The organism is Aminobacter niigataensis (genome assembly GCF_946995915.1).
In the GTDB taxonomy this organism is placed as follows: Bacteria; Pseudomonadota; Alphaproteobacteria; order Rhizobiales; family Rhizobiaceae; genus Aminobacter; species Aminobacter niigataensis.
The window spans coordinates 1,433,190-1,456,439 of the sequence record NZ_OX341517.1 but is presented as its reverse complement, the minus strand read 5'-3'; the positions used below and the strand labels follow the sequence as shown (position 1 = coordinate 1,456,439).

The 23,250-nt window shown below is 63.5% G+C and carries 27 protein-coding genes and 1 tRNA gene; 15 read left to right on the top strand and 13 right to left on the bottom strand.

Annotation, left to right across the window (positions count from 1 at the left end; genetic code table 11):
- Positions 1 to 8: 8 nt before the first annotated feature.
- Positions 9 to 779 (top strand): exodeoxyribonuclease III, encoded by a 771-nt coding sequence (locus O1Y97_RS07045; protein WP_318763570.1) that lies wholly within the window; start codon positions 9 to 11, stop codon positions 777 to 779.
- 181 nt (positions 780 to 960) lie between these two features.
- A complete protein-coding gene (locus O1Y97_RS07040) occupies positions 961 to 1,401 on the top strand; it encodes a DUF3291 domain-containing protein (RefSeq protein WP_318763569.1) in 441 nt (146 codons plus the stop codon).
- Between the two features lie 88 nt (positions 1,402 to 1,489).
- Here the strand turns inward: O1Y97_RS07040 and O1Y97_RS07035 are convergent, their stop codons facing one another.
- The gene (locus O1Y97_RS07035) at positions 1,490 to 1,666 is read right to left on the bottom strand and encodes a hypothetical protein (protein ID WP_159091589.1); all 177 of its coding nucleotides are present in this window, start codon (positions 1,664 to 1,666) and stop codon (positions 1,490 to 1,492) included.
- Between the two features lie 277 nt (positions 1,667 to 1,943).
- On the opposite strand from O1Y97_RS07035, the gene O1Y97_RS07030 reads away from it, so the two are divergent.
- From O1Y97_RS07030 to O1Y97_RS07020, 3 genes are all read left to right on the top strand, one after another.
- Complete coding sequence (locus tag O1Y97_RS07030; RefSeq protein ID WP_318763568.1) at positions 1,944 to 2,441, top strand: GFA family protein; 498 nt, start codon at positions 1,944 to 1,946, stop codon at positions 2,439 to 2,441.
- A 160-nt stretch (positions 2,442 to 2,601) separates the two neighbouring features.
- Positions 2,602 to 2,976 carry a tudor domain-containing protein gene (locus O1Y97_RS07025; protein ID WP_108606649.1) on the top strand — a complete coding sequence of 125 codons (375 nt, stop codon included), beginning with the start codon at positions 2,602 to 2,604 and terminating at the stop codon, positions 2,974 to 2,976.
- A 415-nt stretch (positions 2,977 to 3,391) separates the two neighbouring features.
- Positions 3,392 to 3,886, top strand: a complete 495-nt coding sequence (locus O1Y97_RS07020; RefSeq protein ID WP_318763567.1) for a DUF2165 family protein — start codon at positions 3,392 to 3,394, stop codon at positions 3,884 to 3,886.
- A 556-nt stretch (positions 3,887 to 4,442) separates the two neighbouring features.
- On the opposite strand, the gene O1Y97_RS07015 is transcribed toward O1Y97_RS07020, so the two are convergent.
- The 3 genes from O1Y97_RS07015 to O1Y97_RS07005 all read right to left on the bottom strand — a co-directional run bounded on the left by O1Y97_RS07015 (position 4,443) and on the right by O1Y97_RS07005 (position 5,498).
- Positions 4,443 to 4,517, bottom strand: a tRNA-Glu gene (locus O1Y97_RS07015).
- A gap of 184 nt (positions 4,518 to 4,701) precedes the next feature.
- The gene (locus tag O1Y97_RS07010; RefSeq protein WP_318763566.1) at positions 4,702 to 5,121 is read right to left on the bottom strand and encodes a VOC family protein; all 420 of its coding nucleotides are present in this window, start codon (positions 5,119 to 5,121) and stop codon (positions 4,702 to 4,704) included.
- A complete protein-coding gene (locus O1Y97_RS07005) occupies positions 5,118 to 5,498 on the bottom strand; it encodes a fimbrial protein (protein WP_108606618.1) in 381 nt (126 codons plus the stop codon). The genes O1Y97_RS07010 and O1Y97_RS07005 overlap by 4 nt, the downstream gene beginning before the upstream one ends.
- 24 nt (positions 5,499 to 5,522) lie before the next feature.
- Here O1Y97_RS07005 and O1Y97_RS07000 point away from each other — a divergent pair, with 24 nt between their 5' ends.
- Both O1Y97_RS07000 and rpoH read left to right on the top strand, forming a co-directional pair.
- Positions 5,523 to 6,551 carry an RluA family pseudouridine synthase gene (locus O1Y97_RS07000; RefSeq protein WP_318763565.1) on the top strand — a complete coding sequence of 343 codons (1,029 nt, stop codon included), beginning with the start codon at positions 5,523 to 5,525 and terminating at the stop codon, positions 6,549 to 6,551.
- A 186-nt stretch (positions 6,552 to 6,737) separates the two neighbouring features.
- Positions 6,738 to 7,637: an RNA polymerase sigma factor RpoH gene (gene rpoH / locus O1Y97_RS06990; RefSeq protein ID WP_108606616.1), complete on the top strand. Its 900-nt coding sequence runs from the start codon at positions 6,738 to 6,740 to the stop codon at positions 7,635 to 7,637.
- 94 nt (positions 7,638 to 7,731) lie between these two features.
- Here rpoH and O1Y97_RS06985 read toward each other — a convergent pair whose 3' ends face one another.
- Together O1Y97_RS06985 and O1Y97_RS06980 are read right to left on the bottom strand one after the other, a co-directional pair.
- Positions 7,732 to 8,094 (bottom strand): cell division protein ZapA, encoded by a 363-nt coding sequence (locus O1Y97_RS06985; RefSeq protein ID WP_108609686.1) that lies wholly within the window; start codon positions 8,092 to 8,094, stop codon positions 7,732 to 7,734.
- 7 nt (positions 8,095 to 8,101) lie between these two features.
- Complete coding sequence (locus O1Y97_RS06980) at positions 8,102 to 8,374, bottom strand: DUF4164 domain-containing protein (protein WP_055974268.1); 273 nt, start codon at positions 8,372 to 8,374, stop codon at positions 8,102 to 8,104.
- A gap of 283 nt (positions 8,375 to 8,657) precedes the next feature.
- Between O1Y97_RS06980 and tkt the strand changes: the two genes are divergently transcribed.
- From tkt to O1Y97_RS06965, 3 genes are all read left to right on the top strand, one after another.
- On the top strand, positions 8,658 to 10,646 hold the full coding sequence (gene tkt / locus O1Y97_RS06975; protein ID WP_183262588.1) for a transketolase: 1,989 nt from the start codon (positions 8,658 to 8,660) through the stop codon (positions 10,644 to 10,646).
- Between the two features lie 24 nt (positions 10,647 to 10,670).
- Positions 10,671 to 11,681, top strand: a complete 1,011-nt coding sequence (gap, locus tag O1Y97_RS06970) for a type I glyceraldehyde-3-phosphate dehydrogenase (protein ID WP_108606614.1) — start codon at positions 10,671 to 10,673, stop codon at positions 11,679 to 11,681.
- Between the two features lie 191 nt (positions 11,682 to 11,872).
- Positions 11,873 to 13,741, top strand: coding sequence for a potassium/proton antiporter (locus O1Y97_RS06965; protein WP_183262589.1), 1,869 nt, complete (start codon positions 11,873 to 11,875; stop codon positions 13,739 to 13,741).
- An 86-nt stretch (positions 13,742 to 13,827) separates the two neighbouring features.
- On the opposite strand, the gene O1Y97_RS06960 is transcribed toward O1Y97_RS06965, so the two are convergent.
- Positions 13,828 to 14,256, bottom strand: a complete 429-nt coding sequence (locus O1Y97_RS06960; RefSeq protein WP_318763564.1) for a VOC family protein — start codon at positions 14,254 to 14,256, stop codon at positions 13,828 to 13,830.
- A 257-nt stretch (positions 14,257 to 14,513) separates the two neighbouring features.
- On the opposite strand from O1Y97_RS06960, the gene O1Y97_RS06955 reads away from it, so the two are divergent.
- Complete coding sequence (locus O1Y97_RS06955) at positions 14,514 to 15,710, top strand: phosphoglycerate kinase (RefSeq protein WP_318763563.1); 1,197 nt, start codon at positions 14,514 to 14,516, stop codon at positions 15,708 to 15,710.
- Between the two features lie 269 nt (positions 15,711 to 15,979).
- A complete protein-coding gene (locus O1Y97_RS06950) occupies positions 15,980 to 17,005 on the top strand; it encodes a class I fructose-bisphosphate aldolase (RefSeq protein ID WP_183262592.1) in 1,026 nt (341 codons plus the stop codon).
- A gap of 629 nt (positions 17,006 to 17,634) precedes the next feature.
- Here the strand turns inward: O1Y97_RS06950 and O1Y97_RS06945 are convergent.
- Positions 17,635 to 18,054, bottom strand: coding sequence for a hypothetical protein (locus tag O1Y97_RS06945; protein ID WP_108606609.1), 420 nt, complete (start codon positions 18,052 to 18,054; stop codon positions 17,635 to 17,637).
- A gap of 55 nt (positions 18,055 to 18,109) precedes the next feature.
- Positions 18,110 to 18,565, bottom strand: a complete 456-nt coding sequence (locus tag O1Y97_RS06940) for a hypothetical protein (RefSeq protein ID WP_108606608.1) — start codon at positions 18,563 to 18,565, stop codon at positions 18,110 to 18,112.
- A gap of 164 nt (positions 18,566 to 18,729) precedes the next feature.
- Here O1Y97_RS06940 and O1Y97_RS06935 point away from each other — a divergent pair, with 164 nt between their 5' ends.
- Complete coding sequence (locus tag O1Y97_RS06935; protein ID WP_108606607.1) at positions 18,730 to 18,984, top strand: DUF982 domain-containing protein; 255 nt, start codon at positions 18,730 to 18,732, stop codon at positions 18,982 to 18,984.
- Between the two features lie 64 nt (positions 18,985 to 19,048).
- Here O1Y97_RS06935 and O1Y97_RS06930 read toward each other — a convergent pair whose 3' ends face one another.
- The 3 genes from O1Y97_RS06930 to O1Y97_RS06920 all read right to left on the bottom strand — a co-directional run bounded on the left by O1Y97_RS06930 (position 19,049) and on the right by O1Y97_RS06920 (position 19,870).
- The gene (locus O1Y97_RS06930; protein WP_318763562.1) at positions 19,049 to 19,225 is read right to left on the bottom strand and encodes a hypothetical protein; all 177 of its coding nucleotides are present in this window, start codon (positions 19,223 to 19,225) and stop codon (positions 19,049 to 19,051) included.
- Positions 19,226 to 19,448: 223 nt separating this feature from the next.
- Positions 19,449 to 19,625, bottom strand: coding sequence for a hypothetical protein (locus tag O1Y97_RS06925; RefSeq protein ID WP_183262595.1), 177 nt, complete (start codon positions 19,623 to 19,625; stop codon positions 19,449 to 19,451).
- Between the two features lie 98 nt (positions 19,626 to 19,723).
- Complete coding sequence (locus tag O1Y97_RS06920) at positions 19,724 to 19,870, bottom strand: hypothetical protein (RefSeq protein ID WP_108606606.1); 147 nt, start codon at positions 19,868 to 19,870, stop codon at positions 19,724 to 19,726.
- A gap of 255 nt (positions 19,871 to 20,125) precedes the next feature.
- Between O1Y97_RS06920 and O1Y97_RS06915 the strand changes: the two genes are divergently transcribed.
- Positions 20,126 to 20,881, top strand: coding sequence for a sulfite exporter TauE/SafE family protein (locus tag O1Y97_RS06915; protein ID WP_318763561.1), 756 nt, complete (start codon positions 20,126 to 20,128; stop codon positions 20,879 to 20,881).
- On the opposite strand, the gene O1Y97_RS06910 is transcribed toward O1Y97_RS06915, so the two are convergent.
- A complete protein-coding gene (locus O1Y97_RS06910; protein WP_183262597.1) occupies positions 20,878 to 21,033 on the bottom strand; it encodes a hypothetical protein in 156 nt (51 codons plus the stop codon). The genes O1Y97_RS06915 and O1Y97_RS06910 overlap by 4 nt on opposite strands.
- A 266-nt stretch (positions 21,034 to 21,299) precedes the next feature.
- Here O1Y97_RS06910 and O1Y97_RS06905 point away from each other — a divergent pair, with 266 nt between their 5' ends.
- On the top strand, positions 21,300 to 23,207 hold the full coding sequence (locus tag O1Y97_RS06905; protein ID WP_318763560.1) for a propionyl-CoA synthetase: 1,908 nt from the start codon (positions 21,300 to 21,302) through the stop codon (positions 23,205 to 23,207).
- Positions 23,208 to 23,250: the final 43 nt, after the last annotated feature.

Sequence of the window (23,250 nt, the reverse complement as noted above, 5' to 3'; positions counted from 1 at the left end):
GCGGCGCTATGAAGATCGCCACCTTCAACATCAACAACGTCAACCGCCGGCTCGGAAACCTGCTGGCGTGGCTGGGCGAAGCGAAGCCCGATGTCGTCTGCCTGCAGGAATTGAAGGCGGCCTACAGCCAGTTTCCACGCGCAGCCATCGAAGCGGCCGGCTATGGCGCCGTATGGCGCGGCCAGTCGACCTGGAACGGCGTCGCGATCCTCGCCCGCGATGCCGAACCTGTCGTCACCCAATGGGAATTACCGGGCGATCCCGGCGACACGCAGAGCCGCTATGTCGAGGCGGCCGTCGGCGGCGTGCTCGTCGCCTCGCTCTACGCCCCCAACGGCAACCCGCAGCCAGGCCCGAAATTCGACTACAAGCTTGCCTGGCACGAGCGGCTGAACGCGCATGCGGCGACCTTGCTGGCCGCCGGCGTCCCGGTCGTACTCGCCGGCGACTACAACGTCGCCCCCGGCCCGCTCGACGTCTACGCGACCAGTTCCTACGACGACAACGCGCTCGTCCAGCCCGAGAGCCGCACAGCCTTCCGGCAGTTGCTCGACCAGGGCTGGACCGATGCGGTGCGCAAGACTTTCCCCGGCGAGGCGGTCTACACCTTCTGGGACTACCGGCGGAACAGATGGCCGCGCAATGCCGGCCTCCGGCTCGACCACCTGCTGCTCAGCAAGCCGATGGCAAAACGCCTCAAGACGGTCGGCATCGACCGCGACATCCGCGGCCGCGACGACGCCAGCGACCACGCACCGGTGTGGGTGGAGATGAAGTAGCGATTTTGCCGGCGGCGCCACCAGCGTTACCAAACCCAAAAGCCCATCGGACGAAGCCTGGCTGGGCTGGGCTAATTAACAATTGTTCACAACGACAAGCCCGATTTTTACTGACTGATCCAACCTGATTTACAATGCGTGGCTATTCTCGCGATGTCGTCGGTCCAGTGAGGATGAACAAATGGCTATCGCTCAAATGAACTGGGGTCGAATGAAATTTGCGCCGAACGATGCCCGCGCGCGCGAATTTATGGGCAATCTCGCAACTGTCTACGAACTGGCCGAACAGCATCCCGGCTTCATCTGGCGGATTCCCGACGGGGTGATTACTTCGGAGTTGTCTTCAAAAGGCTTCGATAATCGAATGTCGGCAACGGTGTCCGTATGGCAAGGCGTTGAAGCGTTGCGGGACTATACATTCAACACAATGCACGGTGCCTTCCTCAACCGAACCTCGGAATGGTTTGAGAAAGTGGAAGGGCCTCAATTGGTCATTTGGGCTGTCAACGCGGACAGCCGGCCCAGCTTCCTTGATGCATGGGACAGGCTTCAGCACCTCAAGCTCAACGGCCCATCCGAGAAAGGATATGGTTGGCCGGCCCAAAATCACGGCCAACAGTAAGGCGCTCGGACCTTGCGAAGAAGCTCGGCCTGGCGCGCAAGCCGAATCTGCGCCCCGCAGGCACGACAACTGAGGCTGGCGCGCAGCCTCAGTGAGTGGTCGCCGCGGCCTCGGCCTTTGGCTTCGCGGCCGGCTTGCGGCGACGTTTGCGCTGGGCCGATGGCGCCGGGACAGGGTCGAAGTCCGATGGCACGCTGGCAATGAACTCCCGACCCATCCTGTAGGCGGCATATCCGACGATGAGCAGTGCTAGCGCTCGAAACATGGCAGCGTTCTCCTTTGCCCACGCAACGCCTGTCGGCAGGCGAGGTTCCGCAATCCGCCTGCCGACAGTGGTTCAAGCTGCCTGCGTTCGCCCCCGTCACCCCATCGTATTACCCAAGTCACCCCATCGTATGAGTTGGGCGCAGCGTGGCCGCAGCGTTAACCCAGATTCTGCATCTGCGGCCGGTAGAGCCGGGTATCGAGCTGCCGATGCAACCGTCTTTTCGCCAAAGCGTTTTCCGGGCTAGGTTTCGGGTGAACCGGAAAGGAACCCCGCCATGAACGACCGTATCGACGAAACCGTTCGATTTGGCAGCTGCTACTGTCGTGCCGTCACGTTCCGCGTCACCGGGCGACCTCTGCGGGTGGGAATCTGCCATTGCGCGGATTGCCGCAAGACCAGCGGTTCGGCGTTTTCCGCCTATGCCGTCTGGCCCATCTCGGTTTTCGAACAAACGGGCCAGACCAGCACATATGGCAACCGGAGCTTCTGCGTGACCTGCGGCAGCCGCGTGACATGGGTCCACGACGACGAGGCCGAAGTCATGATTGGCAGCCTTGACGTCGTACCCACCGATCTGACGCCGGAGTATGAGCTCTGGGTTGGTCGCAGGGAGAACTGGCTACATGCCTTGCCTGAGGCAAGGCAGTTCGACCACGATCGCGAGACCGAGACCGAGACCGAGACCGAGCGAGGACTGTCCGAACCCGGAGCGCCAGGGCGAACCGTCGAGACGGATGTACCGCGTCCGGGCGAACTTCTCCCGCCGGTCTGAGGCTGGGGCGAGACTGCCTCAGCTGCGTGTGGTTCGGCACCGTCGCCAGCCAGTTTATTTGGGCTCGGCGCGGCAATTTTCATCGTCCATTCAGATCAGCTCAAATATGCATTGCTGGCAGCTCAATGGGGGGCTGGGGTGAAATCCCAAGGGTGATATTTTGAAAAGATATGTTTCAGTTCTACTGGCTGCAGGCGCCATTCTCGCCACCATCGGCACCGCCGGCGCCCAGACGGCCGGTGACTGGGTTCTGGGGAACTACAAGGGTTCTGGCTATTGGTTCGCAGGCGTCATCGAAAAGGTGCAGGGTGACACCATTACCGTTCGATACGACGACAACGAGCGCGAAACGACCAGCCTCAGCAAGGTTCGTCCCTACGATTGGATGATCGGCACGAAGGTCGAGTGCAACTTCAAGGGCGCCGGCGAGTGGTACAAGGGCACGATCACCTCCCTGGCCGGCGAGAAAGTCGGCATCGCCTACGACGACGGTGACAAGGAAACCACCAAGACGGGCCGCTGCCGGACCAAATGAACGTGTCGGGCAGGCTTCATGCCTGCCCGTTCACATGCGCCCGTTCGATTGATGAATGGCCCATGAAACCTGCCGGCCTCGCTGATCTCACGGACTTTATCCTACGCCGCCATCGGGGCGCACCGACAGTGACCGGAGGCAAGAGTGCAAGGGCGGCATGGTTGAGAACGATCGTGCCAGTGTGCGGTAATCTCGCGGATGTTGGTGCCGTGAGCATCTAAGTAGATCGCGGCGACCGGTTACAAATCCTGCTGCAAAACGGCAGGAGGGCGAGTTTTCTTACAGTCGATTCCTCTCGCATCGCAGCAAGCGATACAGCTTGACTGATCTCGTTTCATGATCATATTTTGTGATCACATCACCCGGCAAGGTGATGGGCTCTTCTCGAGTCAAAACGAAAACTTGGGGGAAAACGATGAATGCTCGAATTACGAAGATAGGGATGTGCTTCTCGCTGGCCGCCTTCACGCTTCTTGTGGTCTTCAACAACATCACCGACTACGGCTCAAATTATAACTTCGTCCGCCATGTGCTGAGCATGGACACGACGTTCCCGGGCAATGCGTTGATGTATCGTGCCATCACTGCGGAGACTCTTTGGCATCTCGGCTACTGGCTGATCATCGCTGGCGAAGCTATGGCTTGTGTGCTTTTTGCACTGAGCGCCTGGGCCTTGTTTCGGGCGCGGAATGGCACCGCTGCCAGCTTTAACAAGGCAAAGAGCAAGGTGCACGCGGCCGCCGGTGTCGGCTTCATGGTTTGGTTTTTCGGTTTCATGGTGGTTGGCGGCCAATGGTTCGTTATGTGGCAGTCGGACAGCTGGAATGGCCAGGACGCCGCATTTAGGTTCTACACAGCCATCATCGGCGTACTGATCTATGTTACCATGCCGGATGGTGAACTGGAGTGATGTTGCGCTAACGCGCACATATTGCGTGCGATCCCCTCTTCACTGAGGGGATCGTATTCTGTTTCCGGTCAGCGCAAGCACGAATCTTGGCGTTTGCAACAAGACCCTACTTGGCCTTCCCAGCCTTCGGCGCCGCCTTGGTGGCTTTGTCGATGGTTCAGCCAAGTTCGCCGCCTCCTTCGCCGCTGATGTTGACGCCGATGTAGCGTCCTTCATGGCCGACTCGCAGGTTCCGGGGGGTGTCGAAGCGCTGGCCGGCGCAGTCACCGATCCGGCCTGGAAGTCCAAGCCCAGCTACTACCTGTCGCCTCCGAGGCTGTTGCCGCCATCATCGAGCAGACCGCGACAACCAAGTGAATGGCCGTCGACAGCACCCCCGAAGCGTCTTTCGGCGCTTCGGTGGCATCGTATGAAGCGCTCCGTCCACCGGCAACGATAAACATCGACGATAGCCAATGCGAGCAAGGGCCGCACGATCGCGAGCGCCAGCTTGGGAGCCTTGTTTCACCGTCGTTTGACGGCCCAGGCCCGAAGTAAAGCAAGTGCTTGGAAAACTTGGTACGCCCAAGGGGAATCGAACCCCTGTTCCCGCCGTGAGAGGGCGGTGTCCTGACCGCTAGACGATGGGCGCAGCCGAGATCGGCGATATAGGCTGGCGTTTTCGAAAAAGCAACAGCCCTTTCGTGAAGAGTCTGTTTGAAAATTCGTCATGCCGAGGCATATGGCTCGGATTTCGAGAACCGGAGCGAAGCGTACTAATAGTACGTGAGCACCGGAAGCGCAGAAAGCCGCGTCAGATGACCGGCAGGGCGGATTTACGAACGGGCTCTCTTCGGTTCGATCAGATCCCACAGATTGCCGTGGATATCGGCGAATACCGCAACCGTGCCATAGGCCTCGTGGCGCGGCGTTTCGCGAAATTCGACGCCGTTGGCCAGCATCAGCGCGTGGTCGCGGGCAAAATCGTCGGTCTCGAGGAACAGGAATACCCGCCCGCCGGTCTGGTTGCCGATCGCGGCCGCTTGTGCGGCGCCGTCGGCCTTGGCCAGAAGCAGCCGCGCCCCCTGCCCGCCGCCCGGCTCGACCGTCACCCAGCGCTTGCCGCCGCCGAGATCGACATCGTCGACAAGCACGAAGCCGAGTTTTTCGCCGTACCAGGCGATCGCGGCGTCATAGTCCGCGACCACCACCGCAACGGTGGCAACCTTCCGCCCGGAGGCAGGAAATCCGCTCACTGCGCCTTGACCGCGAACTGGCCGATCAGCCGGCGCTGGGCAATGTCGTAGACGAAGATCGATCGGCTGCCGTCGCTAAGTTCGGCGTCGATGGAGATGCGGTTGCCGGACAGCGCCTGCGACACGATCTTTGCGCCTGCGGGCAGGATGATGTCACCGGTCAGCTGGCTGCCCGCCGGCACGGCAATCTCGCCGCCCGCAACCGCGGCAGCGGGTGGCGCCGTCCGCGATTTGTAGACAACGCCGCCAATGACGGCCATAAGGGCGATGAACAACAGCCCCAAATTGATGATGAAGAAGCGGATGAGTTTCCTGCGGACGCGCTCAACCGACGGGTCGAGCGGCTTGTCTTCTTCTTCAATGGCGGGCCGAGACATGGCAAAATTTCCGGAACAATTGGTATGAGCGCATCAGATAGCGAAGCGACAAGCACTTTGATAGTGCTCGAAGCCGACGCCGATGCCGCAGGCCTGCGGCTCGACCAGTGGCTGGCCGCTCGCCTCGCGCCCGATCTGTCGCGCAGCCGTGTCCAGGCGCTGATCAAACAGGGCGCTGTTCGCGTTGCCGGCAAGGTCGTCAATGAAGCCAAGCGCAAGCTCGCTCCAGGCGAACAGATTGCCATCGACATGCCCGAGCCTGAGCCGGCGGAGCCCGAAGGCGAGGCGATCGCCCTCGACATCCTCTTCGAGGACGACGAGCTGATCGTCATCAACAAGCCTGCCGGCCTCGTCGTCCATCCCGGCGCCGGCAACTGGACCGGCACGCTGGTCAACGCCCTGATCCATCATTGCGGCGAAAGCCTGTCGGGCATCGGCGGCGTCAAGCGGCCGGGCATCGTCCACCGCCTCGACAAGGAGACGTCGGGCGTCATGGTCGTCGCCAAGACCGACCGCGCCCACAAGTCCTTGTCGGAAGCCTTCGCCGACCATGGCCGCACCGGCGACCTCGAACGTGCCTATGACGCGCTGGTCTGGGGCATCCCGCAGCGGCTGACCGGCACCATCGATGCGCCGCTCGGCCGCCATGCCGACCGTGTCCGCCGCGCCGTCGTGCCCGAGCATCGCGACGACGCCCGCCATGCCATCACCCACTTCACCGTGCTGGAGCGCTTCGGCACCGGGCAGGCGGAGTTTGCCGCCACCAGCCTGGTCGAGTGCCGGCTGGAAACCGGCCGCACCCACCAGATCCGCGTCCACATGGCCCATATCGGCCACCCCGTCGTCGGCGATCCCGACTACGGCCAGGCCTTCCGCACCAAGTCCAACCGCCTGCCCGAGCCGCTGAAATCCGCCGTCCAGGCGTTTCCGCGCCAGGCTCTGCACGCCAGACTCCTTGCATTTCGCCACCCGGCTACCCATCTGATCATGCGGTTCGAGGCGCCTTTGCCTCGCGACATGGGGGAGTTGGTCGAAGGCTTTCGGAATCTCTGAACCTCCGATCAGAAAACCTGACTCGCATTGTTCACTTTGGCGTGACACACTGTTTCGCATTGAACAAATCGTGTCTTTTCCGGTTTTGTTCCTGTATAAAACCCATGGCGCGACAGTGCATTCGGCAGCCGCGCCACATGCTCGCCTGGATCAGGGGGCATTTCTCGTGCAGAGGGAGGGCGCTATATGGCCCAGTCACTACCCAGTATCGTCTCCGGCGAAGGCGGCCTCAGCCGCTACCTGGAAGAAATCCGCCGCTTTCCGATGCTCCAGCCGCAGGAAGAGTACATGCTCGCCAAGCGGTACAATGAGCATGAGGACACCACCGCCGCCCACAAGCTGGTCACCAGCCATTTGCGTCTCGTGGCCAAGATCGCCATGGGCTATCGCGGCTATGGCCTGCCCATCGGCGAAGTCATCTCGGAAGGCAATGTCGGCCTGATGCAGGCCGTCAAGAAATTCGAGCCGGAGCGTGGCTTCCGCCTCGCCACCTACGCCATGTGGTGGATCAAGGCCTCGATCCAGGAATACATCCTGCGCTCGTGGTCGCTGGTCAAGATGGGCACCACCGCCAACCAGAAGCGTCTGTTCTTCAACCTGCGCAAGGTCAAGGGCAAGATCCAGGCGCTCGACGACGGCGACCTGAAGCCCGAGCACATCACCGAGATCGCAACCCGCCTCAATGTCTCCGAGGCCGAGGTGGTGTCGATGAACCGCCGCCTGTCGGGCGACGCCTCGCTCAACGCCCCGATCCGCGCCAGCGAAGGCGAGTCGGGCGAGTGGCAGGACTGGCTGGTCGACGACCACGACAGCCAGGAAACCATGCTCATCGAGCAGGACGAGCTCGACAACCGCCGCGGCATGCTCGCCAGCGCCATGTCGGTGCTCAACGACCGCGAGAAACGCATCTTCGAGGCACGCCGCCTTTCCGACGAGCCGCTGACGCTGGAAGAGCTTTCGGCCGAGTTCGACATCTCCCGCGAGCGCGTCCGCCAGATTGAGGTCCGTGCCTTCGAAAAGGTCCAGGACGCGGTCAAGGCCGCCGCCAAGAAGCAGGCCCAGGCGCTCCGCACCATCGACGCCTGATCCTGTAGGCTTCACCAAACAAAAAAACGCGCCGGCAAAACCGGCGCGTTTTTCGTTTTGGTCTCCACTTTCCCCCGAAGGTGGAAGCCCGTCCCTAACCCTTCTTCACCAAACTCAGCGCCAGTTGTTCCATGCGCTCGGCCAGTGAGCCCAGCGCGCCGGTCAGCGCTGCGTCGTTCTTGTCGGCCTTGGTCAGCGCGTCGTCGCGCGTCTTGCGCAGCGTCAGGACCTCGGTCTCCATGCCCTTGACGCGCTTCTGCAGCTCGGAAAGCTCGTCCATCACCATGATGCCGGCCATTACCGTCAGCCGCTGGTCGCCGATTTCGCCGAAAGAGTCCTTGAGGTGCAGCACGTAGCGGTCGAAGCGGTTGGCAAGATCGATCAGATGCTCTTCCTGCCCTTCGTCGCAGGCCATGCGGTATTGCTTGCCGTCGATGGTAACAGTGACTTGCGCCATCTCCATCCTACCTGTCCAGAACGGCGCGGATTGTCTCCATGGCGGTCACGAGCCGCCGCGAGACTTCCTTGTTGGCTTCTTCCAGCCTTTCGGCGCGGGCTTCGGAATTGTCGAGCTCCTGCGCCAGGCGGGCACGGTCGGCATTCATGCGCTGAACCTCGGCTTCGGCCTCGCCGTAGTCCTGCTCGTGCTCGAGCCGAGCAGCGACCGCACTTTCGAGCGTCTCGATCGCCCTGCCAAGCCGGCCAATGACTTCCCTGAGTGTCGTATCCCCGGTCATGGCTCCCGTAGACCCTCGCCCATCACCGAATCGCGCACGTTTCAGAACGCGTTATGCGTGAAACATTAGGCACCGGTTGAAGGAGGCGTCAACAAAGCTGTTAGGCCTTTCCCCCAATAACCGCACGAGCGCGAATATCGGAAAGGCACGCAGGCGTGACTTGGCGCCGCAATGGGGGTGCGAAAACGCACCGATTTATTGACTCAAGCCCTATGCCTGCTATGTGTCGCGCACTTTTCCGGGGCTCCCACTGCCCCACTTTCCAAGGGTTATGGGAGGGACGATGTCCTCGCGCGAAAAACACGACCGGATGGCCAATGCGATCCGCTTTCTGTCCATCGATGCCGTAGAGAAGGCCAATTCCGGCCACCCCGGCCTGCCGATGGGCGCCGCCGACGTCGCAACCGTGCTCTACACCCGCTTCCTCAAGCATGATCCGGCCAACCCGCATTGGCACGACCGCGACCGCTTCGTGCTGTCGGCCGGCCACGGCTCGATGCTGCTCTACTCGCTGCTCTATCTCTCGGGCTACGAGGACATCACGCTCGACGAGATCAAGAATTTCCGCCAGCTCGGCTCCAAGACCGCCGGCCATCCCGAATACGGCCACGCCGCCGGCATCGAGACGACCACCGGCCCGCTCGGCCAGGGCCTCGCCAACGCGGTTGGCATGGCGCTCGCCGAACGCATCATGAATGCCCAGTTCGGCGACAAGCTGGTCGACCACTACACCTACGTGCTCGCCGGCGACGGCTGCCTCATGGAAGGCATCTCGCAGGAAGCGCTGTCCTTTGCCGGTCACCTCAAGCTCAACAAGCTGATCGTCTTCTGGGACCACAACAACATCTCGATCGACGGCCCGATCTCGCTCGCCGACTCGACCGACCAGCTCGCCCGCTTCGCAGCGTCCGGCTGGAACACAATTGCCATTGACGGTCACGACCCCGAGGCCATTGCCGGCGCCATCGAGGTCGCCAAGCGTTCCGATCGTCCGACCCTGATCGCCGCCAAGACCACCATCGGCTTCGGCTCGCCTGCCAAGGCCGGCACCAACAAGGTCCATGGCTCGCCGCTCGGCGCTGCCGAAATCGAAGCCACCCGCAAGGCGCTCGGCTGGGACTACCCGGCCTTCGAAGTCCCCTCGGACATCCTCGACGCCTGGCGTCTCGCTGGCCTCAACTCGGCCAAGAAGCGCAACGACTGGGAAAAGCGTCTCGCCGAGGCCGAAACCGAAGTTCGCGCCGAGTTCGAGCGCCGCATGCGCGGCGACCTGCCGGCCAATTTCGACGCCACGATCGCCGAGTACAAAAAGAAGCTCGCCGCCGACAAGCCGAAGGTCGCCACCCGCAAGTCGTCGGAAATGGCGCTTGAGGTCATCAACGGCGTCGTGCCCGAGACCATCGGCGGCTCGGCCGATCTCACCGGCTCCAACAACACCAAGACCAGCCAGACCAAGCCGATCTCGGCCGAAGACTACGGCCAGCGCTTCGTCCACTACGGCATCCGCGAGCACGGCATGGCGGCAGCCATGAACGGCATGGCGCTGCATGGCGGCGTCATCCCCTACTCCGGCACCTTCCTGTGCTTCTCCGACTATGCCCGCCCGGCGATGCGCCTGGCATCCCTCATGGGCATCCGCGTCGGCTTCGTCATGACCCACGATTCGATTGGTCTCGGCGAAGACGGCCCGACGCACCAGCCGGTCGAGCACTTCGCAGCACTTCGCGCCATTCCCAACCACATCGTCTTCCGCCCGGCTGACGCGACCGAAGCCGCCGAATGCTGGCAGCTGACGCTCGAAAACCGCACCACCCCCTCGACGCTGGCGCTCACCCGCCAGAACCTGCCGGCCGTGCGCACCGAGTTCGTCGAGGAAAACCTCTGCGGCTACGGCGCCTACGAACTGGCCACCGCCGAGGGCGATGCCGAAGTCACCATCTTCGCCACCGGTTCCGAGGTCGAGATCGCGCTCGGTGCCCGCAAGCTGCTGCAGGACGCCGGCCACCCGACCCGCGTCGTTTCGGTGCCTGCTTTCGAGCTGTTCGAAAAGCAGAGCCCCGAGTACCGCAAGGCGATGATCGGCAACGCCAAGGTCAAGATCGCCATCGAGGCCGGCATCCGCATGGGCTGGGACAGCTTCATCGGCACCGACGGCATCTTCATCGGCATGCACGGCTTCGGCGCCAGCGCCCCGATCGAAGACCTCTACAAGCATTTCGGCATCACCGCCGAGGCAGCCGCCCAGGCTGCCAAGGCTCGGCTTCAGGCTTAAGACGTTCCCCCAGGAGGATCAGACATGACCGTAAGAGTTGCCATCAATGGTTTCGGCCGCATCGGCCGCAACATCGTGCGTGCGATCTATGAATCGGGCCGCAAGGACATCGACGTCGTTGCCGTCAACGACCTCGGCCCGGTCGAGACCAACGCCCACCTGCTGCGCTACGACAGCGTGCATGGCCGCTTCCCGCACGAAGTGAAGGTCGAAGGCGATTCCATCAACATCGGCAGCGACAGCTTCAAGGTCACGGCGATCAAGGACCCCTCGCAGTTGCCGTGGAAGGAGCTCGGCGTCGACATCGCGCTCGAATGCACCGGCATCTTCACCTCGAAGGACAAGGCCTCGGCGCATCTGGCCGCCGGCGCCAAGCGCGTCATCGTCTCGGCGCCTGCCGACGGTGCCGACCTGACCGTGGTCTACGGCGTCAACCACGACCAGATCACCAAGGACCACATCGTCATCTCGAATGCGTCCTGCACCACCAACTGCCTGGCCCCCGTCGCCATGGTCCTCAACAATGCCTTCGGCATCGAAAAGGGCTTCATGACCACGATCCACGCCTACACCGGCGACCAGCCGACCCTCGACACCATGCACAAGGACCTCTACCGCGCCCGCGCGGCGGCGATGTCGATGATCCCGACCTCGACCGGTGCAGCCAAGGCCGTCGGCCTGGTCCTGCCGGAACTCAAGGGCAAGCTCGACGGCGTTTCGATCCGCGTGCCGACCCCCAACGTCTCGTGCATCGACTTCAAGTTCGTGTCGAAGAAGAACGTCACCGTCGACGAGGTCAACGCGGTACTCGTCGCTGCCGCCAACGGCCCGCTCAAGGGCGTCCTCGCCTTCACGAACGAGCCGCTGGTTTCCATCGACATGAACCACAACCCGGCCTCGTCGACCTTCGCGCTCGACCAGACCAAGGTCATCGAGGGCAACCTCGTCCGCGTCATGTCCTGGTACGACAATGAGTGGGGCTTCTCCAACCGCATGGCCGACACCGCCGTCGTCATGGGCCGAACCATCGGCTGATTGCAGCCGCCCGACTTGGGCGGCAAGCTAACCCATTGGCAACGCCCGGCTTCGGCCGGGCGTTTTCATTTTGCCGCAACGCAAAAAACTTTGGTCCAAGCCGGCAAAAATCCATTCTTGCTTGCACATGGCCTTTTCTTCGCCGCACTCTCCACCGACGCAGCTAGAAGCAGCTTCGTGGGCGGGTCGGCATGGAACAGGCGGTATATCTAGTCACGCTGGTCGGCACCGCGTTGGTGGTGGCCGCGGCGTTTTCGAGCCTGATCGCCTTCCGCTTCGGCGCCCCGCTGTTGCTGCTTTTCCTTGGCATCGGCCTCGGCTCCGGCGTCGACGGCCTCGGCATCGTCTTCGACAATGCCCACATCGCCTATTTCGTCGGCGCCATAGCGCTGGCCGTCATCCTGTTCGATTCCGGCTTCGGCACATCGGTCGGCGTGCTGCGCCAAGCCGGCCTGCCGGCGCTCACGCTGGCAACCATCGGCGTCGGCATCACCACGGTCATCTTCGGCATCGCCGCCTATTATCTGACCGGCTTCACCTGGCTCGAATCCTTTCTGCTCGGCGCTGCCGTCGCCTCCACCGACGCGGCCGCGGTGTTCTTCCTCCTACGCGCCGGCAACATCAACCTGCGCGAACGCGTCCGCTCGACGCTCGAAATCGAGTCCGGCACCAACGACCCGATCGCCATCTTCCTGACCATCACCCTGGTCGAGATCATCGCACTCGGCGCCAAGCCCGATGCCGACCTGCTGCTTGTCGATCTCGTCGTCGGCTTCATCGTCCAGATGATCCTGGGCGCGGCCATCGGCCTGCTCGGCGGCTTCCTGATCGTCAAGCTGGTCGAGCGGCTCAACCTCGACCGCGGCCTGCTGCCGATCTTCGTGCTCACGCTGTCGCTGCTGGTCTTCGCCGCCGCCGGCGCCGTCGGCGGCTCCGGCTTCCTCGCCGTCTATCTTGCCGGCCTCGTCGCCGGAAATTCCGACATCCGCGCCGTCTCCACATTGAAGCGATTTCAGGACGGCATGTCCTGGCTCGCCCAGATCATCATGTTCCTGGTGCTCGGCCTGTTCGCCACGCCCTCGCAGTTCCCCGCGATCCTGGTGTCTGCCCTCGTGCTCGGCCTGTTCCTGATGTTCGTCGCCCGACCGGTGGCGGTCTGGCTCTGCCTCATCCCGTTCAACATCCCGCGCCAGGAAACCGCCTTCATCTCCTGGGTCGGCCTGCGCGGCGCGGTCTCGATCCTGCTCGCCATCACGCCGCTGCTCGGCGGGCTGGAGAACGGCCGGGCGATCTTCAACATCGCCTTCATCATCGTGCTGACCTCGCTGGTCATCCAGGGCTGGACGGTCGGACCGCTCGCCCGCCGTCTCGGCCTCATCGTGCCGCAGCGCTACGGCCCGCTCGACAAGGTCGAGCTCGAACTGCCCGGCTCCGCCCACCACGAACTGCTTGCCTATCGCGTCGTCCCCGGTTCGCCCGTGGCCAAGGGCCAGCGCATCCCGCGCTGGGCACGGCCATCGCTGGTCGTGCGCGACGGCCGCTCGATGCGCTTCCAGGACATGGGTCGCCTGCAGGCCGGCGACAACGTCTACATCTTCGTACCCGACCGTTATCCGCGCTTGCTCGACCGGCTGTTCGCCAGCCGCGCCGAGGTCGATGCCGAGGACGAGGATTTCTTCGGCGCCTTCACCGTCGACCAGACCCATCTCGCCGGCGAACTCGAAGCGGTCTACGGTGCCGCCATCAGGGAAGAAGAGCGCAAGCTCACCATCGCCGACCTGATCACGCAGCGGCTGCGCGGCCATGTCGAGTATGCCGACCGCGTCTCCCTAGGCCTGATCGACCTGATCGTCCGCGACGTCGACGAAAAGGGCCGCATCGTCTCGGTCGGCCTGTCGATCGAGCCCGCCCCGCCGCCGCCAACCGTTCCGGTCTTCCTCAGCGCCGGCGAAATCCGCGACCGGATCAGGCGCTTCTTCGCCAAGCGCCCGGAGAGGGCGCCGGCCAAGCCAGCCGCCGCACCGGCGACGACGTCCGAGGGCCTATCCGAGGACGCTTGAGGCAATGCACAATGTCGGCGACCAGTTCCGAATAGACGACTGGGCCTCGTTGGGGCAGATCGCAGTAGGGAAGCGATCTGCCGTCCTCAGAACGTGATTGTCACGGAAGCTGCGCTTCGGTTCGCTTCGCCATGATAGACGGCTTCGATGTTGTTGCCCGCAGGGTCGATCAGGAAAGCGGCATAGTAGCCGGGATGGTAGGCTCTCTCGCCCGGCGGACCATTGTCGCTGCCCCCGTTCGCCATGCCGGCAGAATAGAATTCATCCACCATGGCCCTGCTTGCAGCTTGAAACGCCAAATGATGACGACCCGTGGGCCGCCCTTGTACCGCGGCGCTGTCCAGCGACGAAATGAACAACTCATCGACCCAAAGATCGTCCTCCGAACTCCCTCCGATGGGGATGTTCAGCGCGCCGAAAACGGCCCCGTAAAACCGTCGGCAAGCAGGAAAGTCTTCGACTGCCAAACCAATATGATCGATGAGACGCCCGCGATGCAGTTCGTTCTTTTGCATCCGTTCCTCCTCTTGCTGCCAACGACAGCATACGGACCTGCCACCCCTCCGTTCTGGATTCTTGCAGAGGCAGTACGGCAATGCAATTCGCAGACCTTTTGCCGTCGTGGGAACGCCCCGACCCGGAAACGACTATGCGCATCTGCCAGCCGGACGCCCACCTGCCAAATTTTCCGGCCCCCAACCCCCACAAACCTTGCATCCGCGCTGACGCTGGGTATGGTCCGCGCGATCTCCAAAAGGGAAAGGGAAACCCCATGGCCGCCTTCAAGACCCTCGACAACATCGGCAGCGTCGCCGGCAAGCGGGTTCTCGTCCGCGTCGACCTCAACGTCCCCATGGCTGACGGCAAGGTTTCCGACGCCACTCGCATCGAGCGTGTCGCCCCCACCATCACCGAGCTTTCCGGCAAGGGCGCCAGGGTCATCCTGCTCGCCCATTTCGGCCGCCCCAAGGACGGCCCCGACCCGGCGCTGTCGCTGGCACCCATCGCTACCGCCACCGCCGAGGTCATCGGTCGCCCGGTCGGCTTCGCTGCCGACTGCATCGGCGAGAAGGCAGCCGCTGCGGTGTCGGCCATGAAGGACGGCGACGTCCTGCTGCTCGAAAACACCCGCTTCTACAAGGCCGAGGAAAAGAACGACCCGGCCTTCGTCGAACAGCTCGCCGCCAATGGCGACATCTTCGTCAACGACGCGTTTTCGGCCGCCCACCGGGCCCATGCATCCACCGAGGGCCTCGCCCACAAGCTGCCGGCCTATGCCGGCCGCACCATGCAGGCCGAGCTCGAGGCGCTGGAAAAGGGCCTCGGCAACCCCGTCAAGCCCGTCGTCGCCATCGTCGGCGGCGCCAAGGTCTCGACCAAGATCGACCTGCTGATGAACCTGGTGAAGAGGGTCGACGCGCTGGTCATCGGCGGCGGCATGGCCAACACCTTCCTCGCCGCGCGCGGCACCGATGTCGGCAAGTCGCTGTGCGAGCACGACCTCGCGACCACCGCCAAGCAGATCATGATCGAGGCCGCAGGCGCAGGCTGCGCCATCATCCTGCCGTCGGACGGTGTCATTGCCCGCGAATTCAAGGCGGGCGCCGCCAACGAGACCGTCGCCATCGACGCCGTGCCGGCCGATGCCATGATCCTCGACGTCGGCGAAAAGACCGTTGCTACGATCAACGAGTGGATCGATCGCGCCGCAACGCTGGTCTGGAACGGCCCGCTCGGCGCCTTCGAGATCGAGCCCTTCGACAAGGCGACGGTGTCCGCCGCCCGGCACGCGGCCGCCCGCACCAAGGCCGGCAAGCTCGTCTCCGTTGCCGGCGGCGGCGACACGGTGGCCGCCCTCAACCACGCCGGCGTTGCCGACGACTTCACCTATGTCTCGACCGCCGGCGGCGCCTTCCTCGAATGGATGGAAGGCAAGGAACTGCCCGGCGTCGAAGTACTCAAGGCCTGAGCCGCGGCAACACCTTTGGCGCCGGACACCAGGGGCGGGTCGAGCTTCGGGTCAGGCCGAGCCGAAAATGGTGAGGGGCGAGAACCGGAGCGGAGCGTACATTCAGGTACGTGAGCACCGGAAGCGCAGGCCCTCGCCATTTGCAGGCCGGCCTCACCTGGAGCTAAACCGATTGAAATAATTTCAATCGGTTATAGGCTACCCCCCGGCATTCCGTTCCCGGGACGCTTCTGCTATGCGCCCGGTGCATCTGTTATGGAGGTATTTGTATGAGCGAACGTCTCGAAGACATCGCAGTCGCCATGGTGGCGGGTGGCAAGGGCATTCTGGCTGCGGACGAAAGCTCCGGCACCATCAAGAAGCGTTTCGACGTCATCGGCGTCGAGTCGACGGCCGACAGCCGCCGCGACTATCGCGAGATGATGTTCCGCACCACCGAAGCGATGACCAAGTATATTTCGGGCGTCATCCTCTACGACGAGACCATTCGCCAGAGCGCCGCCGACGGCACCCCGCTGGTTGAGCTGATCAAGGCCGCCGGCGCCATTCCCGGCATCAAGGTCGACGCCGGCGCCAAGGCGATCGTCAATTTCCCCGGCGACACCATCACCGAAGGCCTCGACGGCCTGCGCGAACGCATGGCCGAGTACTACAAGCTCGGTGCCCGCTTCGCCAAATGGCGGGCCGTGATCGACATCGACACGACCAGGAACGTGCCTTCGGCCTATTCGCTCTCGGCCAACACCCAGGCGCTCGCCCGCTATGCCGCGCTCTGCCAGGAAGCCGGCATCGTGCCGATCGTCGAGCCGGAAGTGCTGATGGACGGCGCCCACGACATCGACACCTGCTACGACGTCACCAAGGCGACGCTGGTCAAGCTCTATGACGAGCTCTACGCCGCCCGCGTCGTGCTCGAGGGCACCATCCTCAAGCCGAATATGGTCATCTCGGGCAAGAAGGCCGCCAGGCAGGCTAGCGCCGAAGAGATCGCCGAAAAGACCATCAAGCTGTTCCGCGAGACGGTTCCGGCTGCGGTCCCGGGCATCGCCTTCCTGTCGGGCGGCCAGTCCGACGAGGAGGCCACCGCCAACCTGAACGCCATCAACGCGATTGGCCCGCATCCGTGGAAGCTGACCTTCTCCTACGGCCGCGCGCTGCAGGCAGCGCCGCAGAAGGCATGGTCGGGCAAGACCGAGAACCTCGGTGCTGGCCAGGCCGCCTTCACCCACCGCGCCCACATGAACCACCTGGCCGCCCTCGGCCAGTGGAAGTCCGGGCTGGAGAAGGCGGCTTAAGCCAAGCCTTCAGGCAAGAATGCGAAAAAGCCCCGGAGCGATCCGGGGCTTTTATTGTCAGTTGTTTGGCTGCTCTTCTAAACTGATACGAAAGAATATGCCGCTAATAGATCGACATGGATTGGTGGTTAGTATTCAGCCTTGTTGCCTGCGTAGCAGTCTTACTACTCGATCTGTGGCGTCATAAAAAAAGAATGGCGAACCGTGGTTAGGGCACAACCCTAAAGTTACTTTGGCGATATATATCCCACTCGGCATCATAAGTGGGTGGTTCGTGTACAAGGGCATACCGGCGCTCTATCTTGGTGCGCTAGCCTTCGTAAGTCTTTACAACGATCCTAGGGCACCTCTGCTTTGGCTCTTGCCGAGCCTGTTTGCCATGCTCACGAGCATTGCAGTGTGGCACTACGGTGTAAAAGCTTATCGTCGCCATAAATCGGTACGCGCAAAATCACCAAACAGCGCCCCTTCTTGGAACTTATGGATGGCCATCGCCCTGTGGGCCATAGCCTTTGCCATACTCGTGCTGGCTTTCTATCTCAGGTTTCGGCTTGTCCCACGATAGGCGGGCTGCCGCCGCAAGCGCGGCCTGTCGAGAGTCAACGGCGAACCACGCGTCAGAGGCCCCATCAATCCTGATACGCATACGACGCGCACATGTCGTCGCTGCTCTCCGGTGGCTCGTCGCCGGTAAACACCGCAACAATCGTCAGGCCTTCGCCGCCGGCCCAGTTCGCCAGGTAGGTCACGTCGCCCGCGCCGCACAGCCGATTGCCGTTCTCCAGTTCGGGGTCCGAGGGATCCTCGATGCTGTAGACCGACGCATTGACCCGCTCTCCGTCGACGACGAAATGGTCGCCCAGTAGGGCGGCGAACGTCAGGGATTCGCCATTGGCGAAGGTGATGCCGAAATCATCCATGGAAATGTCGCCGGTGATGCTCTCGGCAGTGGTGCTGAAAGCCTGGTAGCGGTCGCCCTCGGCAGATGCTGGAGTAGCCACGGCAGCCAATAGCCCAAGAGCCGCAGGCAGTATCAGTTTGCTGTTCATTCTTCCCTCTCGTGGGGCTCGGCGGTCTGGCGCGGCGCGCACGGAATACCCTGTCTCAATCCGAGCGTATCAATTCCGTCGCCACGCCAAGCGGCGCCCGCTCGCGCCAGAAATAGTGGAGCGCCGCCGTTAGGGCGATCACGTACTGTGCCCCCAGTATCGCCTGCGTCGTCGTGAATGGCAGCGAAAACCGACTCACCGTCGTCATGGTCAGCACGACCACGAACATCCAGAAGACGGCGCGCGGCCGGTAGGCGTCGAACGTCAGGTCACAGGCGAGCCGCGCCGCCCAGATGCCGGCAACAGCGCCGAGCACGGAGCCGACGAGCTGGATGACGTTGGGCCGGACACCGCCAAGCAGCCAGTCGATCGCGAAGGCAAAGGCATCGGCGGCCACGGCCAGCACCGCAACGGCAAGGAACGAGCCGAATACATAGACCACCAGTGCCACCACCATGGCGCCCATCGTCTGTGGTCCGAACCAGACCTGTGCCGCACCGCCGGTGTCCATTGTATTTCCCGCCCGCCCGTTCGCGGCTATTTTCACAGTTGACGGAAGCTCGCGTTCCGTCAATCTGGCATGATCCAACAGCGCGGCGGCCGCAACAAGCAAGCCTGTGCATCCCCAGTTGTTACGTGCCTCGCTTCCCCCGCCGGTTTGGCGTATGAGCAGCCATGGAAAATATCAGATTTGAAACACCCGTCACCGTAAAGAGCGATCCGGCCGGCACCCCGCTCATCCTCCGCACAGCCAAGGAGGCGTCGGCCTTCCTGCTCAACAACTGGCCCGGCAAGCGCGGCCCCAAGCACCGCGCCGCCCTTCAGGCATGCTCGGATGCGCTGTCGGGCGAAAGGCCGGTCATGGCCGCGCGGCGTGCTTTCATCGCAGCCGTGCGCGACGCCAACGTCCTGATCAGCGACAAGGACTGATCGCCGGCGCGTCAGCCGTAAGGAAGCTCGTCGCTCTCGATGCCGGTTCAGGGTGTTCCCAACCTCAGTCCGGCTTCAAACCCACCGAAAGTTCGGTTTCCGCTTCAGGGGTCGTTTCGGCCTCTGTCCCGGACTTGCGCTCCTTGGCTTCGGCCTTGGCCGCAAGCTTCGCGGCCTGCTTCTCGGCCTTGGCGCGATCACGGTCCCTACGTTCCTGATTGTAGTTGGTCGGTCTGGCCATGAGTATCCTTTCTTGGTCATGCCTGCCTGGAGCATGATCCCGAACCGAAGCTCCGCCTACGGGAAACCGGCTCGGAAAAAGACCATGCCCACACAACAGGCTAGAGCCTGTTCCATCCCGATCTCGGGGATGGAAAGGCTCTAGGGCGATACGCCCCGGAACACAACCTGCCTGTCGCCGCACGCGCCTGACGGCATCGGGCCGGGGATACCCAGGCGATCGTTCATCGCGGTCCCCCGGCAATCTGCTCGTGTATTGCTTGAAAGCACGTATCCAGGTCGCGATGCAGGCGTTCGCTGGCCGCGCTGCCGGTCACATCCTCCAAAACCCCGTCACGGGCTTCGTCGGCCGGCTTTCCGTGGAAGGCCGCAGCAAGCAGGTTTTGCAGTAGCTCGAACATCGCAGCTTCCAGGTTTGTCTCGCCATGAAACAACACATGAAGCGGCGGAGCGTTCCATCGGGCCAGGCCGCGTCCCGGCAGGCCCGGCGGGACGGCGCCTAGTTTTCCTGGACCGAAATGCCCGTTTCGTCGATGCGCAGCTCGACGCCCTTGGGCTTGGTCTCTTCGCGGAAGATGTAGACGCCAAGCGCAATCACGGCCACGGCCAGGGCGCCAATGATGAGGTAGAGAGTGTTCTGCTTCATTCGGCCGTCGTACCGGCATGCAGCCGGCAAGTCCAGCAGGTCGGGCACGCCGATCCGGGCGGCGTCCCATTCCGGCACAGATCCGGCTGGCACGCCGCGTGCATGGCATGGCTAGCCGGCGATGGCCGGAGCCTGATTTGTTTCAAATCAGGTAAGGCCCGCTGGGGTTGGGATGGGGTTTTGCCCCGGCGGGCCCCCCATCGCTGTCGCATCGGCTCTTGCCCGCACCCATGGTGACGATGCATCCTCGCCGCCATGCCGGAGCCATATCTGCTCTTCACCGTCGTCGGTGCCGTCTTCGTCCTTGCCGGGCTGGTCAAGGGTGTCGTCGGCCTCGGACTGCCGACCGTTGCGATGGGGCTGCTCGGGCTGGTGATGCTGCCGGCCGAGGCGGCGGCCATCCTGCTCTTGCCCTCCTTCGTCACCAATGTCTGGCAGTTGCTGGCCGGTCCCGATATCTCTGCCTTGCTGCGCCGCCTGTGGCCGATGATGCTTGCCGTCTTCGCTGCCACCCTGGCCTCCACCGGCCTCATCACCAGCAGTTACACCGCCATCGTCACAGCGGGGCTCGGCCTGGTGTTGCTCGCCTATGCCGCCCTCGGCCTGCTCAGGCTGCGCATGGCAGTGCCCGGCTGGGCCGAGCCGTGGGCAGGCCCGGTCGTCGGTGCGGCGACCGGAGTGATGACCGGCGCCACCGGTGTCTTTGTCATTCCGGCCGTGCCCTATCTCGGCGGGCTCGGCCTTGGCCGCGACGATCTCGTGCAGGCCCTGGGCCTGTCGTTCACGGTCTCGACGATCGCCCTCGGCATCGGCCTGTGGTGGAACGATGCCGTGCCGCTCCAGTCGGTCGGCACATCCGCATACGCCATCGTTCCGGCACTGGCTGGCATGTGGCTGGGTGGCTGGCTGCGCGGCCGCGTCGAGCCGGAAACCTTCAGGCGCTGGTTCTTTGCCGGACTCGCCCTGCTCGGCGCGCACATTTCATGGCAGGGCCTCGCCCCGGCTTTCTAGTGTCCGAGCAGCGCCGTGATCGAGATCGCGGCCAGCGCCAGCACGGCCAGCTTCCAGAAATCGCGGCGCTGCCTCAGTCCCGGCAGGCCAAGCGGCTTGAGGATCTGGATCGCCATGATGGCCAGGATGATGAGCGAAAGCGCCTTCGACATGCAGCCTTTGATCAACTTCGCGCGCCCCTGTCAAAGTGCAGCCGGCAATCTGCTATCGTTGCCGCCATGCAACCGAGCCCGCGCCAAAGGACGCACTACACCGGGCGAATACCCGAAGTGCGCAAAACCGCATCGGAATATCTATCGAAATGGGGTTTGCTGGCCGGCACTTAAACCAAGGTCAAATGGACGCCCCGTCGGCAACGCGGGTACAAGGCTAGCCAACGAGACGCCCTGAAGGGCCGACATCCTGGGAAGGAGACGCCATGCCATCTCGCTATCACGAGGTCTATGACGGTTGGGTCAGCAACCCCGAGGCGTTCTGGGCCGAGGCTGCAGGCGCCATCGACTGGTACAAGCCCTGGGACAAGGTCTTCGATGCCGAGGGCGGCGTCTACGGCCAGTGGTTCTCCGGCGCCGAGTGCAACACCTGCTGGAATGCGCTCGACCGCCATGTCCAGGGCGGCCGCGCCGAGCAGGTCGCCCTCATCCACGACAGCCCGATCACCGGCACCCAGAAGAAGTTCACCTATGCCGGCGTTCTCGCCGAGGTTAACGCGCTGGCAGCCGTGCTCGCCGACCAGGGCGTCGGCAAGGGCGACCGCGTCATCATCTACATGCCGATGGTCGCCGAAGCCGCCTTCGCCATGCTCGCCTGCGCCCGCTTGGGCGCCATCCATTCGGTGGTGTTCGGCGGCTTTGCCGCGAAGGAACTCGCCACCCGCATCGACGACGCCACGCCGAAGCTGATTATCTCCGCCTCCTGCGGCATCGAGCCGGGCCGCGTCATCGCCTATAAGCCGCTGCTTGACGGCGCCATCGAACTCGCCACCCACAAGCCGGAGCACTGCATCGTCCTGCAACGGCCGCAGCTGACCTGCGACCTCATCCCCGGCCGCGACCTCGACTACACCGAGGCCGTCGGCGCGGCCAAGGCCGCCGGCCGCAAGGTCGAATGCGTGCCGGTTCTCGCCACCGATCCGCTCTATGTGCTCTACACCTCCGGCACCACCGGCCAGCCCAAGGGCGTCGTCCGCGACAATGGCGGCCACATGGTCGCGCTCAAATGGACGATGGAAAACGAATTCGGCGTCAAGCCGGGCGAGGTGTTCTGGGCCGCCTCCGACGTCGGCTGGGTCGTCGGCCACTCCTACATCGTCTATGCCCCGCTGCTGCACGGCGCCACCACCATCCTGTTCGAGGGCAAGCCGGTCGGCACGCCCGACGCCGGCACGTTCTGGCGTGTCATTTCGGAACATGGGGTCGTCGCCCTGTTCACCGCGCCAACCGCCTTCCGCGCCATCAAGAAGGAAGACCCGCAAGGCACGTTCGTGCCGCAATACGACCTGTCGAAGTTCCGCACTCTGTTCCTCGCCGGCGAGCGCGCCGACCCCGAAACCATCAAATGGGCCGAGCTGAAGCTCGGCGTGCCGGTCATCGACCACTGGTGGCAGACCGAGACCGGCCACCCGATCAGCCAGAACCCGGTCGGGCTCGGCCTGCTGCCGGTCAAGTACGGCTCGCCCTGCGTGCCGATGCCCGGCTACGACGTGCGCGTGCTCGACGATGCCGGCCATGAGGTCGGGCGCGGCACGCTCGGCAATGTCGTGGTCAAGCTGCCCCTGCCGCCCGGCTGCCTGCCGACGCTGTGGCATGCCGACGAGCGTTTCTTCAACGCCTACCTGGCCGAGTTCCCCGGCTACTACAAGACGGCCGATGCCGGCTTCGTCGACGATGACGGCTACCTCTTCATCATGGCCCGCACCGACGACATCATCAACGTCGCCGGGCACCGCCTGTCGACCGGCGGCATGGAGGAAGTCGTGGCCGAACACCCCGACGTCGCCGAATGCGCCGTCATCGGCATCGCCGATGCCATGAAGGGCCAGATTCCTTGCGGCTTCATCGTGCTCAATTCCGGCGTTGCCCGCGACACCGGCGCCATCGAGAAGGAGGTCGTCGGTCTGGTCCGCGACCGCATCGGCCCGGTCGCCGCCTTCAAGACGGTCGTCACCATCAAGCGTCTGCCCAAGACCCGCTCCGGCAAGATCCTGCGCGGCACCATGCAGAAGATCGCCGACCGCGAGGACTGGAAGATGCCTGCCACCATCGACGATCCCGCCATCCTCGACGAAATCACGGAAGCGCTCAAGGCGAGGGGCATCGGCGTCTAGCAGGCGTTCAAAAGGCGCTCGCCGCAGGGCGTTGAGCTATCCA